We start from the raw sequence: 20832 nt of genomic DNA, 5'->3' as shown, positions 1-20832 counted from the left end.
CTCTTCCCGAGGCCGATCCCCCATAACGCGAGAGGACACCACGCATGACGAAGCCTTCCCGAATCCTGACGCGACGCGACTTTCTGATCACCAGCGGCCAGATGAGTGTGGGGCTGGCGGGGATGGGGCTGCTCGGCGCACCGGCGATCGTGCTCGCCGAAGGCAGGCGTCCAACGGTGCAGGGCAGCGTCATGAGCGGCGACATGCTGTTTGATCGCGCCATGCTGTGGGGGCGAGCCAGTATGCCGTCACGCATGTGGGTCGATGTTGCTGACAACCCCGAGTTTCGCGGTGCACGCCAGCTTGCGCCCGTTGATGTTCTGCCCGGCAGCGATCTGATCGGCAAGATCGACGCCACCGGCCTGAACGGCATGGATCAGGTGCACTATCGCGTGCGCTTCGCCGCGCTCGGCGATAAACACGCGATGGGTGAGCCGGTGGTGGGGCAGCTGCGCCTGCCGCCGACCACACCCCGCAACCTGCGCTTTGTCTGGTCCGGTGATGTGGTGGGGCAGGGTTGGGGCATCGATGAGTCGCGCGGTGGCATGCGCACCTGGGAGGCGATGCGCAGGGTTCAGCCGGACTTTTTCATCCACTCCGGCGACAGCGTCTATGCCGATGGGCCTCTGGAGGCAGAGGTGGCGCTGGATGACGGCAGTACCTGGCGCAATCTGGTGACGCCGGCCAAGCAGAAGGTGGCCGAAACGCTTGCAGAGTATCGCGGTCAGCACGCCTACAATCATCTCGACGTCAATTTCCGCCGCTTCGCCGCGGAGGTGCCGATGCTGGCCCAGTGGGATGACCACGAAACGGTCAATAACTGGTATCCGCAGGAAATTCTTGATGATGAGCGCTACAGCGAGAAAAACGTGGCCCTGCTCTCGGCCCGCGCCCGGCAGGCGTTCGTCGAGTACATGCCGATCCGTATGACCACCGAGGCCCCGCAGCGCATCTACCGGCGTTTCTCCTACGGCCCGGGCATGGAAGTCTTCATGCTCGACATGCGCAGCTATCGCGGCCCCAACAGCACCAATCTGCAATCAAACGCATCAAGCGCGACCGCGTTTCTCGGCGAGAACCAGTTTCGCTGGCTGCGTCAGTCGCTTAATGACTCCACCGCGACCTGGAAGATTATCGCCGCCGACATGCCCATCGGCATGGTGGTGCCGGATGGTGACCATTTTGAGGCGATTGCCAACAATGATCCCGGCCAGCCGCTGGGCCGCGAGCTGGAGATCGCCCGGCTGCTGCAGGCGATCCGCGACGACGATATCCGCAACGTGGTCTGGTTCACTGCTGACGTGCACTACACCGCCGCGCACCACTACGCGCCGGAGCGCGCCGCGTTCAAGCAGTTCAAACCGTTCTGGGAGTTCGTCAGCGGCCCGCTCCACGCCGGCACCTTCGGCCCCAGCGAGATGGATGCCACCTTTGGCCCCGAGGTCGTCTTCCACAAGGCGCCCCCCGAGGGTCAGAAGAACCTGCCCCCCTCGGCGGGCTATCAGTTCTTTGGCCAGGTGGATCTCGACGGCGAAAGCGAGTCGCTGACAGTCCGGCTCAAGGACAGTGACGGTACTACCCTGCACACGCAGGTGTGATTTTTAAATCTAAAGCTTCAACGATAGAAACTAAAGTTTTAAAGCTGGCAGAGCTGTACTCAGTGTTTTCATATCTTTGAATTTGCTGTTCTTTCATGCCGAGCCGGTCTGCAAGGTCCTTTTGTGTAAGCCCCATAGATATTCTGGACATAATAAGTGACCGTGGAAGATCAGAAATGCTATTTACGTCGAAAACAGCTAAGTCGCCCGATAAAAGCAATTCGTAATCTTCTACTTGACCAATGAGCTCATTCCTTTGGCAAGCCAGAGCGTCAATTTGCGCTTTAGCAAGCAAAGGGGAGAGTGTAGGCTCTTCTGACTGCAGCTTACGGATAGTGTCAGAAAATTCCTCAATTCTTTTCTTGGTTAGAGATAATTGCTTGCTGTTCTTTATCATGATGCGGCTCCTAATTCGATCGCCACGATACCTTTTTTCTCACCGGTGTTTTTATCTACTTGAAAAAAATCAACGAACAACTTACCGGAGTCACCTTCTGGTAATTCGGCAGGAAAAATGTCTCCCCGATACTTTTCTTGCATTCTCTCTCTACCCATTTGGGTAAAATCAAGGAGTGCTTTGTCAATATTTTTTTCTACCACTCCATTGAGGCTCCAGCACAAATCATAGTCACCTGGTATCTCTTTAGATGTGACGAAACTTCCGTCTATATAAATTAAAGAACAATTTGCATGTTCAAGCGATGCAATTAAAAGCTTAAGTCCGTCGATCAACCAGGCTCGTTTAGGATTGTAACCAAAGCGTTCAATCAGTTGATCCATTGTGGAAAAATGAATCCCTTCAGGTAGGTTGCCATTATTATCAAAATCCGGGATCATGTTTTCCCCAACAAAATTGTTGTGCATTGCCTTCTTTTAACATTTTTTGATGATTTTTGCAATCGATGCAAAGCAACGCACAGCAGTACTTGATTGATGGCTGCCGGCTGCCATTTTCATGGCCTCCCCTTGGCCATTCCAATGGCACCACTGTGTTCAATATTAGATAACTTATCGATAGCAAGGAGTTAGAATGACATTCAGCAAAGACCAGATAGTTGAATACGTTTACAACTCGAAGCCTGTGATGGAATTTTACGGGTTTGCAATGGCAACAGGTTTTTGGCCTGATTTTCCGGATTATCAGCTAGAAATCATTGTTTGGTATTTAGATGCTGCTGAAATAAGTGATATCGAAAAAATTGACGAAATTTTAGTTAAGCATGAAGGGGTTCTGAAAGAATTTGTCGCGCATATTTATGCAAATCGGAAAACTTTTTGGAGAGTGACGCCGGTATTTCTATGTGTTCTGGCAATTATTCTACGGTTTCCAAAGCCGTTCACGGTGGAGAAGCTAGTTCAGAACGGTTGGGATAAAGATCTTGCTACTATTGTTTCTACGGCAGCTAATAAGTTTAATGAAAGGCTTATCTAAAAAGCATATTAACTATGCATCAATAAAATCTATGATCATAACAACCAAAACGCCGAGCCAGACTGCTGGCTCGGCGTTTTTTATTTTTTGTGGTGTACTTGCTTCACCGCCAGCGCCACGCCTGCCTTCGACCGACTCGGTTAGCCAATCCTTCTCTTTATCCACACTTGGTTTGTCGCCATCTTATTCAGATTTACGCGGCTTACGGCACCCAAGCCGTTGAGCCGATAGATCTCATTCTCCATCGCGACATTGGCAGTAGCGCCAAGCTGCCGGCGGCGGTCTGCACTCCAAAACCCTGCCTCTACCCTAAGGTGACAGAGCGCAGCAGACCCTACCTCGCCGTATACCCCCCATCGATTGGCAGACACACGCCGCTGATCATGGCGGCACCGTCGCTGAGCAGAAAGAGGATCGGTTCGACCACATCTTCCAGTTCCGCAAAACGATGCAGCGGGATGGTCGCCAGCATCGGGTCGCGCTTTTCCGGTGCGGACCACACCTTCTGCGCCATGGGCGTGAGCGTGACGGTGGGGTTGACGCTGTTGACCCGGATGTCGTGCGCGCCCCATTCCAGACACAGCGACCGGGTGATGGCGTCCATCGCCGCCTTGGAGGCGCTGTAGGCCAGGTGATCATCCAGCCCCACCAGCGATGCCTGACTCGAGACGTTGACGATGCTGCCGCCTTTATTGGCGTCGATCATGCCGCGCGCCACGCAGCGGGCGGCGATGGCGGCGGCGCGGGCGTTGGTGTGAAACACCTGATCGATCGCTTCCGCCGGCAGGGTCAGGGCCGGTTCCACATGGGTGATACCGGCGCTGTTGACCAGTCCGTCAAACGGGCCGTGCTCTTCGATGGTGCGCTCAAGGGTTCGGGTGTCGGTCAGCTCCAGCGCGCAGGTGGTGCAGCCGGCGTCTTCAAGTGCCGCCAGCGCCTCAGGGTTGCGCCCGAGGGCAATCACTTCGGCATGCTGTTCGCGCAGGGCCAGCGCCACGGCCTGGCCAATGCCGCTGGTCGCGCCGGTGACCAGATAGCGCCGGCCCCTGAGGCCGGCGTATTGCGTGGTAGTCAGAGTCTCGCTCATGGTGGCCTCGCTCACGGTACCAGCAGCACCTTGATGGATTCAGCGGCGGTCGCCATGCGGAAACCTTCCTCGAACTCGGCCAGCGGCAGCTCGTGGGTAACGATGCCGTCGGTGGTCACCAGCCCGCGCGCCATCAGGTCGATCGCCACCGGGAAGGTGTGCGGGGAGAGGTGCGCGCCGCGCACGTCGAGCTCCTTGCGATCGCCGATGATCGACCAGTCCACCGTGGTCTCCTTGCCGAACACGCTGAACTCCACAAAGCGGCCCAGCTTGCGGATGATCTCGAGCCCCTGACGCACGCCGCTGGGCGCGCCGGTTGCTTCGATATAGACATCGCAGCCGTAGCCGCCGGTCAGCTCCTTCACGCGGGCGTTGACGTCATCCTTTGACGGGTTGAGCACCACATCCGCCCCATAGCGTTTGGCCAGTGCCAGGCGCTCATCGATCATGTCGACCACGATCAGCTGTTTGGGTGTCTTGAGCAGTGCGACCTGCACCATGGCCAGACCGATCGGGCCGGCACCGGCGATCACCACGGTGTCATCCAGCTGGATGTCGCCGCGATTGACGGCGTGAATGCCACAGGCCAGCGGTTCGATAAAGGCGGACTGCGCCAGGTTCAGGCTTTCCGGAATGCGGTGCAGGCGCGCCCTGGCGGGGATGCGCATGTACTCGGCCATGCCGCCTTCGGCGACCTCGTGCTGAAAGCCGAGGATGTTATGCACCTCGCACATCCAGTAGTGGCCGCTGTCGCAGTAACGGCACTTGCCGCACGGCACGATCTGCTCGGCAATCGCCTGATCGCCCACACGCACGTCAAAGTGCTCCTCCGCGCCCGGGCCCATCTCGATCACTTCACCGAAAAACTCGTGACCGGCGACGACCGGTGCCTTCACCCAGGCGGGCTGACCGTTGCCGCCCCAGAACATTTCGGCGCCGCCGCGACATTTCACGTCGCTGGCGCAGATGCCGCAGGCGCCGATTTTCAGAATCACTTCCCCCGGCCCGGCGGTCGGGCGGGCCACCAATTCCAGTCGGTAGTCGTTGGGGGCGTGGCAGACCACGGCCTGCATGGTGGCGTTGGCGGTTGCATCGGTCATGTTCTAACTCCTGTCATAAAAGAGGTGAGGGTCAGGCGTTGCGACCGCGCCCGATATAAATGGCGAGCAAAATGATGCCGCCCTTGACCACGTCCTGAAGGTAGGGCGACACGCCCATCAGGTTGAGGCCGTTGTTCAAAATCGCCAGCAGCATGGCGCCGACCAGGGTGCCGATAATCGCGCCGCGCCCACCGGCAATCGCCGCGCCGCCCAGCACCACGGCGGCAATGGCATCCAGCTCGAAGCCGGTGCCGGCGTTGGGCTGGCCGCTCATCAGGCGGGAGGTGATGACCAGCCCCGCGATCGCCGCAGTCAGGCCGCTGATGGTGTAGACCATCAGCTTGTAGCGCGGCACGCGAATGCCGGTCAGGCGAGTGGCTTCCTCGTTGCCGCCGATGGCGTAGACGTAGCGGCCAAAGGAGGTGTGGTGCAGCACCACGTAGGCCACCAGGTAGACCAGCAGCATGATCACGATGGGTGCCTGAATGCCCAGCACCTCACCGCGACCGAAGAAGGCAAAGCCGGCCGGCAGGCCCGAGATCGGGTAGCCGCCGGTGTAGATCAGCCCCAGCCCGCGGGCGATGCCCATGGTGGCCAGCGTCACGATGATCGGTGGCATGCGGGCAAAGGCCACGCAGGCGCCGTTGAAGGCGCCAAAGACCATGCCCAGCAAAATCCCGGCAATGACCGCCACGGTGGGCGGCCAGCCGGCGGCCATCAGCCCCGCCATGATGGTGCCGGACAGCGCCATCACCGGCCCGACCGAGAGATCAATCCCGCCGGTGAAGATCGCAAAGCTCATGCCCACGGCGATGATGCCAATGATCGCGCCCTGGCGGGCCACGTTGGAGAGGTTGTTGGCCAGCAGGAAGTTGTCATTGACCAGTGCCATGACGATGAACACGGCGATAAACCCGATCAGCGGGAAAAAGACCGGCGAATGCAGCAGTCGCGAGGCGCGCGAACGTCGCTGGCGTCGGGGTTTGGGATTAACCGATGAGGTTGAGGTTGGTGTGGTCATGAGGCGCGCTCCATGGCGGCGGCCGGTTCGCTGGCGGCCCCGGTCGGGTTATCCAGGGAAATCTGGCGTGTAGCGTGGGTTATGATGGTGCCGGCCTCGATCTCACGGCCGGCCAGCTCGGCCACCACGTGGCCGTGGTTGAACACCAGTACGCGGTCGCACAGGCCGGTGATTTCGGGCAGCTCCGAGGAGATCATGACAATCGAGATGCCCTGGGCGGTGAGCGTTTTCATCAGCGCGTAGATCTCGGACTTGGCGCCCACATCAATGCCGCGGGTCGGCTCGTCAAAGATCAGTACCCGGCAGCCGCGCTCCAGCCAGCGGGCGATGACCACCTTTTGCTGGTTGCCGCCGGAGAGCGTGCCGACCACGGTGTCACTGCCCGGGGCCTTGACCCGCACCCGGTCCATCAGCGTCTCGGCCGCCTCACGCTCGCGTCGCCGGCTGATCAGCCCGGCGGCGGTGTGAAAGCGCTCGAGATGGTTGATCGAAATGTTGTCCGCGCAGGTAAAGGGCAGGATCAGCCCCTGCTGCTTGCGGTTTTCCGGCAGCAGGCCGATGCCGCGTTTGAGTGCGTCAGCGGGAGACCTGAGCGTCACCGTCTGGCCCTCAAGCTGCATGTGCCGTTCGGCCACCGGATGGGCGCCGATCATGGCCAGCGCCATCTCGCTGCGCCCGGAACCGACCAGCCCGGCAAATCCTAAAATCTCGCCGCGGGCCAGCCGGATGTGGTCGGTATGCTTACGACCAACCATGCGAATGCGGGCATCGAGCACGACGTCGTCCGTGGTTGGTGGGGTCTGGCGCTCGGGAAAGATGTTGTCGACCCGTCGACCAACCATCTGCTCAACCAGCGCACCGGCATCGGTCTCGGTCACGTTGAACGTGGTGACGTATTCACCGTCGCGCAGCACGGTCACCCGATCGCAAATCTCGAAAATCTCTTCCATGTGGTGAGAGATGAACACCATCGCCACGCCCTGTTCGCGCAGCTGGCGCATGATGGCAAAGAGCCGCTCGACTTCGTTTGGGGTGAGCGGGGCGGTGGGTTCATCCAGCACGAGCACGCGGGCATTGAGCGACAGCGCCTTGGCGATCTCGACAAACTGCTGGTCGGCCACGCTCAGGTGATGGACGCGAATCAGCGGATCGATGTCGATGCCCAGCCGCTCGAACAGGGCCTGGGCCTGGGCCACCATCTCGCCATGACGGATCAACCCGAATCGATTGCGGGGTTCGCGCCCCAGAAAGATGTTATCCACTACGGAAAGGCCGGGAATCAGGCTGAATTCCTGAAAGACGATCCCCACGCCGGCGGCGCAGGCGCGGCGATAGCTCGAAAAGTGCTGGACCTTGCCGTCGATCAGGATATCGCCGCTGTCGGGCTGGTAAATGCCGCAGAGGATCTTCATCAGCGTTGACTTGCCGGCGCCGTTTTCGCCCAGCAGGGCGTGGATCTCGCCGGCTTCGACCTTGAGGCTGACGTCATGCAGCGCACGCACGCCAGGAAACGCTTTGCTGACCTTTTCCAGGGCAAGCAGGGCCATGTGAACCTCCAGGTCGCGCCGAAGCGCGACCGGTCAGTGATATCAGGGTTACCCGTGCCGGTTTAACAGTGGCCGTGTTACCAATGAAAGTCGGCCGCGTTGTCGGCAGTCACCAGCGTGACGTCGATCGGCACCTCGCTGGGGGATTCTTCACCGCGGTACTTCTTCACGGCCAGTTCCAGAGCCTGAGTCACCATGGTGGCGGGGTGCTGGGCGGCGATTGCGATCAGTGGCGAGTTGGGCTGTTGCATGGCCTTGACCGCTTCCGGGTTGCCGTCAACGCTGGCCAGTTTCACGTCATTGCCGGAGGACTGAATGGCGACCAGCGCGCCGAGCGAGCCCACGTCGTTGACGCTGAAGATGCCGGCCAGATCCGGATGGGCCTGCAGCATGTTCTCGGTGACGTTCATGGCAGTGGAGCGCTCCTGATGGCCGTTTTGCTTGTCGACCACCTCGATGCCGTCAAACTCGCCGAGTGCCTTCTCGCAGCCTTCAACGCGCTGAAGAATCGGCACCACCGGAATGCCGTCAAGAATGGCGACCTTGCCCTTGCCATCGAGCTTCTCGCCCATGTAGTGGCAGGCCTTGTAGCCGGCATCGAAGTTCTTCGAGCCCACGAAGCCATCGATCGGGCCTTCGGCCTGGGCATCCACCGCCACGACCGGCACGCCGGCGTCATGAGCCGACAGCACCGCCGACTGAATGCCGACCGAGTCGGTCGGGTTGAGCAGCAGAATATCGATCCCGCGCTGGAGCATGTCCTCGACATCGTTGATCTGTTTGGAGATGTCGTGGCGGGCGTCGGTGAAGACGAGCTTCGCGCCCATGTCGTTGGCGGCTTCCTGCAGCGCGCGCTGCATGGTCACGAAGTAGACGTTGTTGAGTTCCTGAAAGGACATGCCGATGACGAGCTCGTCGTCGGGCTTGTCATGGGCCTTGTCGCCGGCACTGGCCAGCGCAATTGTGGGCGAGGCCAGCAGTGTCGTGACAAGGGCGGCGCCCAGAAGGCCTTTGGCGCTTGGAATCGTGATGGGCATGGTGTTTTCCCGGCTGATCATGAAGGCATGGCACGCGCCATGGGCGATCAACAACGCTGGCAGCGTCCCTTCATGTCACCGCTCCACCGGCTGGACGCATCAATGTTAACGTTGTCATTTGGTATTTAGCGTCGTTTTACACGCACTTGCAATTCGCCTTTGGGTGATTGGACCAAGGTCGGCAGGGCAGGTGCTGTGGCAATGTGTCAGGGTAGCGCCACGCCATTATCAGGAGCCGTCATGAGCGCCTATTACCTGGGAATCGATGTGGGGTCGGCCAGCGTCAGGGCCGGCGTGTTCGATGCGCGCGGATGCTGTCTGGCGCAGGCTGCGCAGGCCATCGAGCAGTACCGGCCGCGGGCCGGGTTTGTCGAGCAGTCCAGCGACAACATCTGGTCGCAGTGCGTCGCGGCCGTGCGCGAGGCCGTGAAAAAGGCCGGCATTGATGGTGAGGCGGTGCGAGCCATCGGCTTCGATGCCACCTGTTCGCTGGTGGCGCTGGATGAAAAGGGCGCGCCGGTATCGGTGTCGCCGGACAACGATGACGCCCATAACATCGTCATGTGGATGGACCATCGCGCCATTGAGGAAGCGCGCGAGATTGCGGATACCGGCCACCCTTCGCTTAAGTACATCGGCGGGCAGGTCAGCCCGGAGCTGGAGCTGCCCAAGCTTTTGTGGCTCAACCGCCAGCGGCCGGATCAGTTCGAGCGTGCTGCGCTCTTTCTCGATCTGGCCGATTTTATGGTCGCGCGCGCGGTAGGTGATCTGGACAGCCGTGATCTGGACGGCACCCACGAGCCGGAGCGCAGCGTCTGCACTCAGGTCTGCAAGTGGCTTTATCTCGCGCATGAAGGCCGCTGGCCCGAGGACCTGCTCGAACGGCTCGGGCTCGATGAGCTGATGTCGCGCCCGGCCATGCAGGGCGAGATTCGCGCGCCCGGCTCCCTGGCCGGTACGCTTTCCCCTGAAGCCGCCGAGGCGATGGGGCTGTCTTCTGACACGGTTGTGGCCACCGGGCTGATTGACGCCCACGCCGGGGCACTCGGCATGCTGGGCGATGACCCGGAGGGCAGTCTGGCCGTGATCGCCGGGACGTCGGCCTGTCATATCGCCTTTTCACATGATTCCTGCTTCGTGCCCGGGGTATGGGGGCCGTACTGGGGGGCGGTGCTGCCGGACGGCTGGATCAACGAGGGCGGTCAGAGTGCAGTGGGGGCGCTGATCGATCACGTGATTGCCGACAGTGGGGCGGTTGAACCCCTGATGGCCGCGGCAGAGGCCGCCGAGGTCACCCATTTCGAACTGCTCAATCGCCGGCTGGATGCACTGGAGGAGGAGGGTCGCGACGAGCTGACCCGGCATCTGCACGTGCTGGACTATCACCACGGCAATCGCTCGCCGCTGGCGGATGCCTCACTGACCGGCATGATCAGCGGTGTGACGCTTGATCGTGATATTGACGCGCTGGCGGTGCGCTATCTGGCCACGCTGCAGGCCGTCTGCCTGGGCACGCGACATATTGTCGAGACGCTCAACGAGCACGGCCATGCCATCAAGCGGCTGCGCCTGTGTGGCGGGGCGCTCAAGAACGCGCGCTGGTTGAAGGAGTTAAGCGATGCCACGGGGCTTGCGATCGAGCTGCCCGAGGAGCGCGAGACGGTATTGCTGGGCAGCGCCATGCTGGCGGCCACCGCCTGTGGTGATCACCCCGGGCTTCGCCAGGCGGCCGCGGCGATGAGCGCGACGGCCCGTACCATCCTGCCGGACGTGACCCGGCGGGACTTTTTCGATGCCAAGTACCGGGTCTATCGCCAGATGCACGCCGATCAGCTGCGCTATCGCGAGCTCATGGAGACGCGCCGATCAGAAGGCTGATAAGGGCAGCGGCGCACCGTCAGGCGTCTGACGGCGCGTTGTCGGCAAGCACCTTGCGCAGGAAGCTGCGGGTGCGCTCATCACGCGGGTTGGTGAAAAGCTCCGATGGCGGCGCCTGTTCGACGATGCGACCGCCCTCCATGAACACGACCTGATCGGCCACTTCGCGGGCAAACTGCATCTCATGGGTGACCACGATCATGGTCTGCTGCTCGGCGGCGAGCTGTTTCATCAGCGCCAGGACTTCCTCGACCCACTCCGGGTCCAGCGCCGAGGTCGGCTCGTCAAATAAAATGACCTCGGCCTTCGCCGCCATGGCGCGGCCGATGCCGATGCGCTGCTGCTGTCCGCCGGAGAGCGCCGCCGGATAAGCGTCGGCCTTGTCGGCCATGCCAATACGCTCGAGGATCTCGCGGGCGCGGGCATGCGCCTCACGCTTTGAGAGCCCTTCGACCACGATCATGCGCTCGGCTATGTTCTCCAGCGCCGTCTTGTGGGCAAACAGCGCATAGTTTTGAAACACAAAGGCTGTGCGCCGGCGCAGACCGAGGATGTCGTCGCTGGTGGCGCGGGCGGCGTCCACGCTCAGATCCCCGACGGTCAGCTGCCCGGCGTCGGGGCGCTCGAGAAAGTTGACGCAGCGCAGCAGGGTCGACTTGCCGGTGCCGGACGGGCCGATGACCACGATAATTTCGCCGCGCGCAAGCGACAGGTCGATCCCGTCAAGCACGGTATGCTCGCCAAAGTGTTTGGTAATGCCCTTGAGTGCAATCATCGCAGGTAGGCCCGGTTAAGACGTTTTTCCAGCCGCTTCTGACACCAGGACAGCGCCTCGACAATGATCCAGTAGATCAACGCCACGACCAGAAAGGCCTCGAAGTAGAGAAAGCTGCTGGCGGCTTCCTTTTGCGTCGCGCCCATCAGCTCGGTCACGCCCAGCGTAAAGGCCAGCGACGTCGACTTGATCATGTCGATGAAGTAGTTCATCAGTGTGGGTGTGGCCACGCGCGTGGCCTGAGGCAGGATGATGCGACGCATCGTCTGACTCTGGGTCATGCCGATCGACTGGGCCGCCTCGGTCTGGCTGCGATCAATGCCGGTGATGGCGGCACGGATCGATTCGGCCATGTAGGCCGAAAAGTGTAGGGTCAGGCCCATGATGGTCGCGGTTACGCCATTGATGGAGACCAGAAAGGAGAGAAACTGCGGCAGCCCGTAATAAAACAAAAAGAGCTGTACCAGAAGCGGGGTGCCGCGGAAAAACGAGATGAAAAGCTGTGCGGCCTGATTGAGCACCGGCAGGCGCGAGACGCGAATGACGGCCAGTCCACATGACAGTATCAGGGCACAGACCATGCCCGCGGCGGCCATGCCCAGCGTCAGTGGGAGATAGCCCAGCAGGACGGGCACCAGCCCGACCATGTAATCAAGGTTGAGTGCTTGCATGGCGATGCGCTTTAAAACGAGCGGCCCGCGCCAACAGTGGGCGAGTCACCTGAGGGTGAAAAACAAAACGCCCCGGACATGCCGGGGCCATTGGGCAGAGCATAGCGCTGATCAGGCGTCGCTGCTGGTCTTTTCCGACTCCGGGGCTTCCGGGGCGCTGGTAATATCATCGCCAAACCACTTTTCGGAAATCGCCTTGAGCTCGCCATTTTGACGCAGGGTTTCAAGCGCCTTGTTCACGCGATCACGCTGGGCGTGGCCGGCATCATTATTGCGAAACGGCAGGGCGTTTTCGATCTTCGAGAAGGGCTGTCCGGCCAGCTGCAGCGGCAGTGGCTTGTCCTTGATCACCTGGGTGGCGCTGGTGCGGTCCATTACGAAGGCATCGGCGCGGCCCAGCGCCACATCCTGCTCGATGTTGGACTCATAGGTCTTGATGTCGATCTCATCGGCGTAGGGCAGCGCCTTGAGCAGGGTCTCGTAGTTCGAGCCCAGGTTCATGATCACTGTCTTGCCCTTGAGATCCTCGACGCCGTGAATGTCGTCGTTGCCCTTTTTGACCACCACCTGCGCACCGTCATAGACGTAGGGCTCGGAGAAGGCGTACTTGGCCTGACGCTCCGGTGTGATGGTGATCTGATTGGCGATGGTATCGATACGACCGGAGTCCAGCATGCCGGCCAGACCCGAGAAGCTGGCGGTGACGAACTTAATGTCATCACCGGTCTGCTTGCCGATGGCGTTGAGCACGTCCACTTCAAAGCCCTGAAGCTTGTCGTGATCCACGAAGGTAAAGGGATAATACCCGCCGGACATGCCCACACGCAGGGTGTCGGCCTGAGCGGCTGCCGCGGCGCCCAGCAGGGTTGTCAGCCCCAGTGAGGTGATGGCAAGCGTTCTGGCCAGTGTTTTAAACGCTGTCATGTGATGCTCCTTTAAAAGCGAATGCGCCTTCGGGCGCCGAATACGCGTAGCGTACCGCAACCTTCCTTAAAGGAATAAGAAAAAGTTTTTATATGCGAAGGGGTTTTTAACTATGGTGCAGGCGCCTGCCGCGCTCGGGCGGCAGCGTCCGGACAGGGCCGGTAGCGGTAAAGGAACGCTTGCGCCTTAAAACGAGGCCAGGCTGGGGTCGGCTTCGTTGTCGAGCTGGTTGGCAAGCACCATCTCGATGAAGTCCGCGATGATGTCCTGCACCTTGTCCTGGGTGAGATCGCCACACGAAATCCAGGATTCCCCCTGCTCTTCATGGCGGTGATGTCTCATGAAGCTTCGATCAATGCGCAGGCCGTCATGATCGGCGTCATGGCTGATGCGCAGATGATTGAAGTTGGTAAAGCCCCGTTTCATGGTGACGTGCTGAACCGGCAGCAGATGAAACTCGACGGCCTCGATCTCGCGGTGGCTCGATTCATTCTCGCAGTGCACGTGAATTTCGCTGGCGTAGTGATTACCAGCCGCGATATCGCGCGCCCACTCCATGGAAGGAATCAGAATGCGCTGGGCAATCTCATCAAAGCCTGCCGGCTCATCAGGGTCGGCATCATCGCTCTGTTCCTGGACGGAGTGAGGGCGCAGGGGGCTCCTGCCGACCTGCTGCTGATAGTGTTTGAATACACGGTTCAGGTCTTTCATGTTCCTCTGCCTTCAGTAGTGCGCCGCGCGAGCGGTTCGAATGTCGGGTAAAGAAGTGAGGGGGAGATGCCGGGGTACAACGATTCAAGACATATGGAAAGGGCGCTGGAAACCCTTTTCATGGCGCAGAGGGCCATGGCACAGGGAGACGTTCTGGCATTGATATCACGCTTTGAAGTGAGAGGCTACCTTCTATAGGGTCGGCATTCCTTAACACAGGTTATCAACCTGTGTCGGTTTTAAAAGCCATAAAGCGTTGTGAACCAGAGACATGGCCGATCCCGGCGGCCTGCGCCGCTCAGGGAATGTGGTGTCATGAAAAGAGACTATGCAACCGTTTTTTTTTCAGCTATCGAAAAAGATGGTGATGACGTCATCAAGATGCATCGCCATGGCGCGTCGGGCGCGTTCTGAATCCTGCTGGCGCAGGGCATTGAGGATGCGAAGATGCTGCTCGCGGGAGCGCCTTTTCATGTCGGTCGTGAGGTAAAGGTCCTGCAGACGACGAAACATGACGCCGTATTGATGCCCGAGAATATGGCGAATGAGCAGGGCGTAGGCCGGGTTGCCGCTGGCCTGGGCGATGCGGACATGAAACAGGCGATCCCCGGTATGGTTGGCCGTGTAGGGAATGCCCTGATGGCGCTCGTCCACTTCTTCGTCGTTATCCGCCACGTGGCGTTCGTAGGCCTCTTCTATCCCTGACAACATCTCCGGGGTCATGTTGGAGGCCGCAAGCGCCGCGGCTTCGGGCTCGACCAGTCGCCGCGCTTCCAGCAGGGCAAAGGGAGGAATCTCCTCATCGCCCTGAGAGGCAAACTCCTGCTCGAGCTCTGGGTCCAGCGACCAGGGATGCTGCCTTGCTGCCGTGTGCAGGATGGATTGACCGCCACGCGGCACCAGTGGTCCCACCAGCACGCCATGGCCGACCCTAACCTCGACCTGTCCGATGACTTCCAGTGCAATCAGGGCCTCACGAACCGAGGCACGACTGACCCCTAGCGTCTGGGCCAGTTCACGTTCCGGCGGCAGCAGGCTGCCCGGCGGAAATTCACCTTCCTCGATCAGATCATGCAACTGATCGGCAATCTGTCGGTAAAGGCGCGCATTGCGAATGGTCTTGAGTGGCATCGAGAAACGTTCATCCAGCGGCTGAAGGGCATGGGGACATCATTATCGTACATGGCGCTGCGACCAATGTGTAAAGGTCAGTCCATTGGGCATTTTGCTTTAATCGACGGATCATGTCATCCGCGCCGTGGACGACAGATGGCTCAAGGATAAGGTGCCATGAACATCAGCAAGGTCTCGTTCCCACAACGTTTGCAGGGTAAAACGGCCCTGGTCACGGCGGCCGGTCAGGGCATCGGTCGTGCCGCGGCGCAGCGTCTGGCCCTCGAAGGCGCTCATGTCATCGCCACCGATCTCGATCCATCGCATCTCGTCGACCTTGAAGGCATGACGCCGCGAGGTCTGGATGTCCTCGATCGTGAGGCCATCCAGGCACTGGCCTCGGAGGTGGGGGCGGTCGACATCCTGTTCAATTGCGCCGGCATCGTGCACCACGGCAGCGTGCTGGAGTGTGACGACAGCGCCTGGCAGCTTGCCATGGCACTCAATGTCACGGCCATGTTTCATACCATTCAGTCGTTTTTGCCGGGCATGCTGGCCCAGGGCGGCGGCAGCATCATCAACATGGCGTCGCTGGCCTCCAGCATCAAGGGCGTCACCAGCCGGTGCGCCTATGGCACGACCAAGGCGGCGGTCATTGGACTGACCAAATCGGTGGCGGCCGATTACATGACTCACGGCATTCGCTGTAACGCCATCTGCCCGGGGACGGTGGACTCTCCCTCCCTGCATGAGCGCATCGAGACGCAGGCCGCGGTGCGAGGGCTTGCTGCCTCGGAGGTCATGGCCGAGTTCGTGGCGCGACAGCCCATGGGGCGGCTCGGGCGCGTCGAGGAAGTGGCGGCGCTGGTGGCCTGGCTGGCCTGCGATGAGGCTGCCTTTATTACCGGAACGACCCAGATGATCGACGGCGGCTGGTCCAACTGATCCGCGCCGTCTGTCTGGTTGATCACTATCTCATGGAGAATGGCATGAAACTGTTGCGCTTCGGGCCGAAGGGCTTTGAAAAACCGGGCATCGTGGCCCCTGACGGCAGCCTGCGGGACCTGTCCGGTCATGTGGAAGATATTGCCGGCAAGACGCTTTTGCCGGCGCAGCTTGAGGCGCTGGCCGGGCTTGATCTGGAGAGCCTGCCCACAATAGACAGTGGCGCTCGAATCGGTCCCTGCGTTGGCCGGGTCGGCAAGTTCATCTGTATCGGGCTGAATTACGCCGATCATGCTGCCGAAACCGGCGCCGAACTGCCAGCCGAGCCGGTGGTCTTCAACAAATGGACCAGTGCGATCTGCGGGCCCAACGATGACATCGAGATTCCCCGTGATTCCCGCAGCACCGACTGGGAGGTCGAGCTTGGCGTGGTGATCGGCACCCCCGGGCGCTATATCGATGAAGCCGATGCCATGAACCATGTGGCCGGCTACTGCGTCATCAACGACGTCTCCGAGCGGGAGTTTCAGCTCGAGCGCAGCGGCACGTGGGACAAGGGCAAGGGCTGCGATACCTTCGGGCCGCTCGGCCCTTGGCTGGTGACCGCTGATGAGATCAGCGATCCGGGTAATCTCGGCATGTGGCTCGAGGTGGACGACCACCGCTATCAGAACGGCTCGACCAGCACCATGGTCTTTGGCGTGGCGCATCTGCTGGCCTATCTCAGCCGCTTCATGAGCCTGCAGACCGGTGATGTCATCTCGACCGGTACGCCGCCGGGGGTGGGCATGGGACAGAATCCGAAAGTCTATCTGCGTCCCGGACAGACCATGCGTCTGGGTATCGAGGGTCTGGGCGAGCAGTGCCAGCGCACCGTGCAGGCCTGAGCCAGAGCTTAAAGGAGGCAGGACACAACGACGCGTCCAGGGTGGCGCTTCCTTTTCGGGAGCGCCTTTTTTATGCGCCGAAGGTGTTGCCAGAGCTTCCTTTTTGTCCTTTTCGAAGCGCTCGGCGGCTGTCGTTAGGCCTTCGTCTCATAACCTATCGATCAATTGAGTTCCGACCTTGCCGGTTTATGATCGGTTTAAAGGTCAGGCCATTAGCCATGTGATGGCTGACAACGTCTGGAACTACGGGAGAAGGACATGCAAGTACTGGTCTGTGCCGCACCAGGAGAGATGATGCTCGAGGAGACCGATACGCCGCAGTGCGGGCCGGGCCAGGCGCTGCTGCGTATCCGCTGCGTCGGCATCTGCGGCACCGACATCCATGCCTATGGCGGCCGACAGCCCTACTTCAGCTATCCGCGCGTGCTGGGCCATGAGCTGTCCGGCGAGGTCGTGGCCACCGGTGATGACGTTGATCATGCGCTTGTCGGCCAGCGGGCCTATGTCATTCCCTACCTGCACTGCGGTCAGTGCAACGCCTGTCAGCGCGGGCGCACCAACTGCTGCCAGAACCTTGAAGTCATTGGCGTGCATCGTGACGGTGGCATGGCTGAATATCTTGTGGTGCCGGTCAGCCATCTGGTGACCTCCCAAACGCTCTCCTTTGAGCAGCTGGCGCTGGTGGAATGCCTGGCCATTGGCGCTCACGCCGTACGGCGCAGTCAGCTGGGCGAGGGTGAGCTGGTGGTGGTGGCCGGTGCCGGCCCGATCGGTATGGGGGTGGCGCAGCTGGCGCAGGCTCAGGGCGCAAGGGTGATGATGCTGGATAACCATGAGGGTCGACTGGCCTTTTGTCGCGACACTCTGGGCGTTGACACCTTCAATGTGGCCGAGGGGGATAGCCTTGATGCCATTGCCTCACTGTCGCAGGGCGCCATGGCCGACGTGGTGTTTGACGCTACCGGCAATCCGCAGGCCATGAACCGCGGTTTCGATTTCGCCGGCCACGGTGGGCGCTATGTGCTGGTCAGCGTGGTGCGCGCCGATATCACCTTCAATGACCCGGACTTCCACAAGCGTGAGCTGACCCTGCTGGGCAGCCGCAATGCCACGCGTGAAGATTTCGACATGGTGACCCGTTTGATGGAGGCCGGAAAACTCCATGAACACGCCATGATCACCCACCGTGCCCCGCTGGCCGACATGCCCAGCATCATGGCGAAGTGGTGTGATCCGGCCACCGGTGTGATCAAGGGCATGGTGAATCTTGACGACAGCACGCAGACCGATCACTCAATGACGCCGGAGGCCCGTCATGAGTAATGTCATTGCCACTCAGAACCTTCGTCGCACACTCAGAATTCATCGTCTGGACAACGTCAGCGTCGCGCTTGTCGATCTGCCTACAGGGGCAGAAGTAGAGGCCGGCGAGGCGGTGATACATCTGGCAGAGCCCATCGCGCGCAAGCACAAGTTCACCCATCAGACGCTGGCCGTCGGTGATTTCGTGATCATGTATGGCGTGACGGTCGGGCGTGCGACCCAGTCGATCGCTGCCGGTGGGCGTATTGGCATCGACAACGTGGAACATGTGACCGACAGCGCCCAGAGCGGGACACGCCGTAGCGACTGGCAGGCGCCGGATATCTCCGCCTTTGAAGGGCGCACCTTTGACGGTTTTCACCGTGGTGATGGCAGCGTGGGCACGGCCAACTACTGGCTGGTGGTGCCGCTGGTCTTCTGCGAAAACCGCAACATTGAAGTGCTGCGCACCTGCATCAACGATGCGCTGGGCAATGACCCGCACCGTCGCTACAAGCGCATGGCGCGCGCGCTTCTCAACGGCGAGCCCCTGACCGAGGAGAACGTCAGCGAGGAGGTGATGGAGACGCCCTTCCCCAATGTCGACGGGGTGCGCTTTCTGACCCATTCGCTGGGCTGTGGTGGGACGCGCGAAGACGCCAGGGCGCTGTGCCAGCTGCTGGCTGGTTATATCTGTCACCCCAACGTGGCCGGCGCCACGGTGTTGAGTCTGGGCTGTCAGAACGCCGAAGCTTCCCTGCTGGAAGAGGCGATTGCAGCGCGCGACCCCAGGGGTACACGTACCGTTCATTTCTTCGAGCAGCAGGCGCTGGGCGATGAACAGACCCTGATACGTGAAGCGCTGAGCGCCATCTTTGACGGCCTGCGCCAGGCCAACGAGATCACCCGCCAGCCCGCGCCGCTTTCAAAGCTGGTGCTGGGCGTCGAATGTGGCGGTTCGGACGGCTTCTCCGGTATCTCGGCCAATCCGCTGGTCGGTGGTGTGGTTGACCGGTTGGTGGCGCTGGGCGGGTCGGGCATTCTCAGCGAGTTCCCTGAACTCTGCGGCGTGGAACATGAGCTGGCGGCGCGCTGCACCAGCGATGCGCTCGCCACGCGGTTTCGTGACCTGATGAGCGCCTATCAGCGCCATGCCGGTGCCGTCGGCGCGGATTTCTCCATGAACCCTTCGCCGGGCAATATCCGCGACGGCCTGATTACCGATGCGATGAAATCCGCCGGTGCCGCCAGAAAGGGCGGTGACAGTCCGATCGTGGATGTACTCGATTACACCGAGCCGGTCACCCGGCCTGGGCTGAGCCTTTTGTGTACGCCGGGCAACGATGTGGAGTCCACCACGGCGATGGCCGGCTCCGGCGCCAATCTGATGCTTTTCACCACGGGGCTGGGAACGCCCACCGGCAACCCGGTAACACCGGTGCTCAAGATCGCCAGCAACAGCGAACTGGCTCGGCGCATGTTCGATGCCATTGATTTCGATGCCGGTCCGATCGTGGAAGGCAGCTCTTCCATTGATGCGCTGGCTGATGCGCTGCTGGAGCGCTGCATCGACACCGCCTCGGGGCGCTATCGAAGCTGTGCCTCCCGGCTGGATCAGCAGGACTTCATCCCCTGGAAGCGAGGGGTGTCGCTATGACCCATGAGGTCCTTGAGGATGCGCATGCCGAGATTCTCCAGTTCGGGACCAGCCGCTTTCTGCTGGCCCATGTCGATGCTTTCGTCAGTGCCTCATTAGCCGCGGGCCAGTCACAAAAGCGTGTTGTGGTGGTGCAGTCCTCCCCGCGTCCGGCCGGACGTGACAAGGCGCGCGCCCTGATGCGCCAGAGCGTCTATCCGCTGCGGATTCGCGGCCGGCGTGACGGTCAGGATATTGACGAGACGCATCAGGTCGATGCGCTGGCTGGCTGTCTGATTGCCGATGAGCAGTGGGAAACCCTCGAGCGACTTTTTGTCGAGCGCATTACGCATGTGGTCTCCAACACCGCTGACCGCGGCTATGAGGTGGCCGAGGGCGACAGCCCGTGCGAGATGCTGCCACGCAGTTTTCCCTGTCGGCTCCTGAAGCTTTTGCGGGCGCGTTTTGAGGCCGGCCGGGCCGGCGTCACGCTGATGCCGTGCGAGCTGGTCAGTGACAACGGTCAGGTGCTGCGCCGGCTGATGCTGGAGCTGGCCGTTGAGCATTACGCCGATAACGGTTTTATCGCCTGGCTGGAGACACAGTGTTTGTGGGTAGACACCCTGGTGGACCGCATCGTCTCCGAAGCGCTTGAGCCGGTCGGCGCCGTGGCCGAACCCTACGCCCTCTGGGCGGTACGCCGCGTGCCGGGGCTGGAGATGCCCTGTTGCCATCCGGATGTCCAGGTGGTCGACGAGGTCGAGCCGTTTGAAAAGCAAAAGCTTCATATCCTCAATCTTTCCCACACCTTTCTGGTGCATCAGTGGCAGTCACTGTCACTGACCGGGGAGATCACGCTGGTCCGCGAGGCCATTGTTGATCCTCGCCTGCGGGCGCCGCTCGAAGCGCTGCTTGAAGAGGTCGTTGCGCTGTTGGGGCGTGCCTTTCCGACGCTGGACCCGGCGGCGTATCGCGCCACCACCCTGGAGCGTTTTGAAAACCCCTTTCTGGATCATCGGCTGGCAGATATCGCCGAGAACCACGAGGCCAAGTGCCAGCGCCGCGTTATGCCGCTGCTGGCGCTGGCCGAGCATCACGACATGAATATTCCGCTGGTGCGTGCCTGGGCAGCGGAGATTGACGGCCGCCGGTAAACGCCTGCGCCTTC

20 protein-coding genes are annotated in these 20832 nt (G+C 60.9%); 8 read left to right on the top strand and 12 right to left on the bottom strand.

Translation table 11 applies throughout. The features are described 5' to 3' along the window. Nucleotides 1–44: 44 nt before the first annotated feature. On the top strand, nt 45–1598 hold the full coding sequence (locus ACUN8C_RS14740) for an alkaline phosphatase D family protein (protein WP_445619918.1): 1554 nt from the start codon (nt 45–47) through the stop codon (nt 1596–1598). On the opposite strand, the gene ACUN8C_RS14735 is transcribed toward ACUN8C_RS14740, so the two are convergent. Then, nucleotides 1576–1995, bottom strand: coding sequence for a helix-turn-helix domain-containing protein (locus ACUN8C_RS14735; protein WP_445619917.1), 420 nt, complete (start codon nt 1993–1995; stop codon nt 1576–1578). The genes ACUN8C_RS14740 and ACUN8C_RS14735 overlap by 23 nt on opposite strands. After that, nucleotides 1992–2462 carry a DUF6932 family protein gene (locus ACUN8C_RS14730; protein ID WP_445619916.1) on the bottom strand — a complete coding sequence of 157 codons (471 nt, stop codon included), beginning with the start codon at nt 2460–2462 and terminating at the stop codon, nt 1992–1994. The genes ACUN8C_RS14735 and ACUN8C_RS14730 overlap by 4 nt, the downstream gene beginning before the upstream one ends. Before the next feature lie 166 nt (nt 2463–2628). Here ACUN8C_RS14730 and ACUN8C_RS14725 point away from each other — a divergent pair, with 166 nt between their 5' ends. Further along, a complete protein-coding gene (locus ACUN8C_RS14725; RefSeq protein ID WP_445619915.1) occupies nt 2629–3030 on the top strand; it encodes a hypothetical protein in 402 nt (133 codons plus the stop codon). 334 nt (nt 3031–3364) lie between these two features. Here ACUN8C_RS14725 and ACUN8C_RS14720 read toward each other — a convergent pair whose 3' ends face one another. From ACUN8C_RS14720 to ACUN8C_RS14700, 5 genes are all read right to left on the bottom strand, one after another. Further along, a complete protein-coding gene (locus ACUN8C_RS14720) occupies nt 3365–4117 on the bottom strand; it encodes an SDR family oxidoreductase (RefSeq protein ID WP_445619914.1) in 753 nt (250 codons plus the stop codon). 11 nt (nt 4118–4128) lie between these two features. Continuing rightward, nucleotides 4129–5217: a zinc-binding dehydrogenase gene (locus ACUN8C_RS14715; protein ID WP_445619913.1), complete on the bottom strand. Its 1089-nt coding sequence runs from the start codon at nt 5215–5217 to the stop codon at nt 4129–4131. Nucleotides 5218–5248: 31 nt separating this feature from the next. Continuing rightward, entirely contained in the window at nt 5249–6238 is a 990-nt protein-coding gene (locus tag ACUN8C_RS14710; protein ID WP_445619912.1) for an ABC transporter permease, read from the bottom strand. After that, the gene (locus ACUN8C_RS14705) at nt 6235–7785 is read right to left on the bottom strand and encodes a sugar ABC transporter ATP-binding protein (protein WP_445619911.1); all 1551 of its coding nucleotides are present in this window, start codon (nt 7783–7785) and stop codon (nt 6235–6237) included. The genes ACUN8C_RS14710 and ACUN8C_RS14705 overlap by 4 nt, the downstream gene beginning before the upstream one ends. Nucleotides 7786–7862: 77 nt before the next feature. Next, nucleotides 7863–8822, bottom strand: a complete 960-nt coding sequence (locus ACUN8C_RS14700) for an ABC transporter substrate-binding protein (protein ID WP_445619910.1) — start codon at nt 8820–8822, stop codon at nt 7863–7865. A gap of 240 nt (nt 8823–9062) precedes the next feature. On the opposite strand from ACUN8C_RS14700, the gene ACUN8C_RS14695 reads away from it, so the two are divergent. Beyond that, nucleotides 9063–10700 carry an FGGY-family carbohydrate kinase gene (locus ACUN8C_RS14695; RefSeq protein WP_445619909.1) on the top strand — a complete coding sequence of 546 codons (1638 nt, stop codon included), beginning with the start codon at nt 9063–9065 and terminating at the stop codon, nt 10698–10700. Nucleotides 10701–10719: 19 nt separating this feature from the next. On the opposite strand, the gene ACUN8C_RS14690 is transcribed toward ACUN8C_RS14695, so the two are convergent. The 5 genes from ACUN8C_RS14690 to ACUN8C_RS14670 form a co-directional block, all read right to left on the bottom strand. Then, nucleotides 10720–11475: an amino acid ABC transporter ATP-binding protein gene (locus ACUN8C_RS14690; RefSeq protein ID WP_445619908.1), complete on the bottom strand. Its 756-nt coding sequence runs from the start codon at nt 11473–11475 to the stop codon at nt 10720–10722. Next, nucleotides 11472–12146 carry an amino acid ABC transporter permease gene (locus tag ACUN8C_RS14685; RefSeq protein ID WP_445619907.1) on the bottom strand — a complete coding sequence of 225 codons (675 nt, stop codon included), beginning with the start codon at nt 12144–12146 and terminating at the stop codon, nt 11472–11474. The genes ACUN8C_RS14690 and ACUN8C_RS14685 overlap by 4 nt, the downstream gene beginning before the upstream one ends. A gap of 111 nt (nt 12147–12257) precedes the next feature. Beyond that, complete coding sequence (locus tag ACUN8C_RS14680; RefSeq protein WP_445619906.1) at nt 12258–13070, bottom strand: amino acid ABC transporter substrate-binding protein; 813 nt, start codon at nt 13068–13070, stop codon at nt 12258–12260. Nucleotides 13071–13256: 186 nt separating this feature from the next. Then, nucleotides 13257–13781 carry a hypothetical protein gene (locus ACUN8C_RS14675; RefSeq protein ID WP_445619905.1) on the bottom strand — a complete coding sequence of 175 codons (525 nt, stop codon included), beginning with the start codon at nt 13779–13781 and terminating at the stop codon, nt 13257–13259. Nucleotides 13782–14126: 345 nt separating this feature from the next. Beyond that, a complete protein-coding gene (locus tag ACUN8C_RS14670) occupies nt 14127–14912 on the bottom strand; it encodes a FadR/GntR family transcriptional regulator (RefSeq protein ID WP_445619904.1) in 786 nt (261 codons plus the stop codon). A 159-nt stretch (nt 14913–15071) separates the two neighbouring features. Between ACUN8C_RS14670 and ACUN8C_RS14665 the strand changes: the two genes are divergently transcribed. From ACUN8C_RS14665 to ACUN8C_RS14645, 5 genes are all read left to right on the top strand, one after another. Then, a complete protein-coding gene (locus ACUN8C_RS14665) occupies nt 15072–15839 on the top strand; it encodes an SDR family oxidoreductase (protein ID WP_445619903.1) in 768 nt (255 codons plus the stop codon). A 44-nt stretch (nt 15840–15883) separates the two neighbouring features. Then, nucleotides 15884–16726, top strand: coding sequence for a fumarylacetoacetate hydrolase family protein (locus ACUN8C_RS14660; RefSeq protein ID WP_445619902.1), 843 nt, complete (start codon nt 15884–15886; stop codon nt 16724–16726). A gap of 258 nt (nt 16727–16984) precedes the next feature. Continuing rightward, the gene (locus tag ACUN8C_RS14655) at nt 16985–18049 is read left to right on the top strand and encodes a zinc-binding alcohol dehydrogenase family protein (protein WP_445619901.1); all 1065 of its coding nucleotides are present in this window, start codon (nt 16985–16987) and stop codon (nt 18047–18049) included. After that, nucleotides 18042–19685 (top strand): UxaA family hydrolase, encoded by a 1644-nt coding sequence (locus ACUN8C_RS14650; RefSeq protein ID WP_445619900.1) that lies wholly within the window; start codon nt 18042–18044, stop codon nt 19683–19685. Before ACUN8C_RS14655 ends, ACUN8C_RS14650 begins: the two co-directional genes overlap by 8 nt. Further along, complete coding sequence (locus ACUN8C_RS14645; RefSeq protein WP_445619899.1) at nt 19682–20818, top strand: mannitol dehydrogenase; 1137 nt, start codon at nt 19682–19684, stop codon at nt 20816–20818. The genes ACUN8C_RS14650 and ACUN8C_RS14645 overlap by 4 nt, the downstream gene beginning before the upstream one ends. The last annotated feature ends 14 nt before the right edge of the window (nt 20819–20832 follow it).

Source organism: Kushneria sp. Sum13, from assembly GCF_052692355.1.
Note: the sequence above shows the minus strand (reverse complement) of the source record. Positions and strands in the feature narration are given on the sequence as shown.

Coding starts and splice junctions, on each gene's coding strand:
- ACUN8C_RS14655 (WP_445619901.1), top strand. CDS start 16,985: ATGCAAGTACTGGTCTGTGCCGCACCAGGAGAGATGATGCTCGAGGAG.
- ACUN8C_RS14685 (WP_445619907.1), bottom strand. CDS start 12,146: ATGCAAGCACTCAACCTTGATTACATGGTCGGGCTGGTGCCCGTCCTG.
- ACUN8C_RS14665 (WP_445619903.1), top strand. CDS start 15,072: ATGAACATCAGCAAGGTCTCGTTCCCACAACGTTTGCAGGGTAAAACG.
- ACUN8C_RS14715 (WP_445619913.1), bottom strand. CDS start 5,217: ATGACCGATGCAACCGCCAACGCCACCATGCAGGCCGTGGTCTGCCAC.
- ACUN8C_RS14730 (WP_445619916.1), bottom strand. CDS start 2,462: ATGCACAACAATTTTGTTGGGGAAAACATGATCCCGGATTTTGATAAT.
- ACUN8C_RS14720 (WP_445619914.1), bottom strand. CDS start 4,117: ATGAGCGAGACTCTGACTACCACGCAATACGCCGGCCTCAGGGGCCGG.
- ACUN8C_RS14740 (WP_445619918.1), top strand. CDS start 45: ATGACGAAGCCTTCCCGAATCCTGACGCGACGCGACTTTCTGATCACC.
- ACUN8C_RS14690 (WP_445619908.1), bottom strand. CDS start 11,475: ATGATTGCACTCAAGGGCATTACCAAACACTTTGGCGAGCATACCGTG.
- ACUN8C_RS14650 (WP_445619900.1), top strand. CDS start 18,042: ATGAGTAATGTCATTGCCACTCAGAACCTTCGTCGCACACTCAGAATT.
- ACUN8C_RS14735 (WP_445619917.1), bottom strand. CDS start 1,995: ATGATAAAGAACAGCAAGCAATTATCTCTAACCAAGAAAAGAATTGAG.
- ACUN8C_RS14670 (WP_445619904.1), bottom strand. CDS start 14,912: ATGCCACTCAAGACCATTCGCAATGCGCGCCTTTACCGACAGATTGCC.
- ACUN8C_RS14695 (WP_445619909.1), top strand. CDS start 9,063: ATGAGCGCCTATTACCTGGGAATCGATGTGGGGTCGGCCAGCGTCAGG.
- ACUN8C_RS14645 (WP_445619899.1), top strand. CDS start 19,682: ATGACCCATGAGGTCCTTGAGGATGCGCATGCCGAGATTCTCCAGTTC.
- ACUN8C_RS14705 (WP_445619911.1), bottom strand. CDS start 7,785: ATGGCCCTGCTTGCCCTGGAAAAGGTCAGCAAAGCGTTTCCTGGCGTG.
- ACUN8C_RS14660 (WP_445619902.1), top strand. CDS start 15,884: ATGAAACTGTTGCGCTTCGGGCCGAAGGGCTTTGAAAAACCGGGCATC.
- ACUN8C_RS14680 (WP_445619906.1), bottom strand. CDS start 13,070: ATGACAGCGTTTAAAACACTGGCCAGAACGCTTGCCATCACCTCACTG.
- ACUN8C_RS14725 (WP_445619915.1), top strand. CDS start 2,629: ATGACATTCAGCAAAGACCAGATAGTTGAATACGTTTACAACTCGAAG.
- ACUN8C_RS14675 (WP_445619905.1), bottom strand. CDS start 13,781: ATGAAAGACCTGAACCGTGTATTCAAACACTATCAGCAGCAGGTCGGC.
- ACUN8C_RS14700 (WP_445619910.1), bottom strand. CDS start 8,822: ATGCCCATCACGATTCCAAGCGCCAAAGGCCTTCTGGGCGCCGCCCTT.
- ACUN8C_RS14710 (WP_445619912.1), bottom strand. CDS start 6,238: ATGACCACACCAACCTCAACCTCATCGGTTAATCCCAAACCCCGACGC.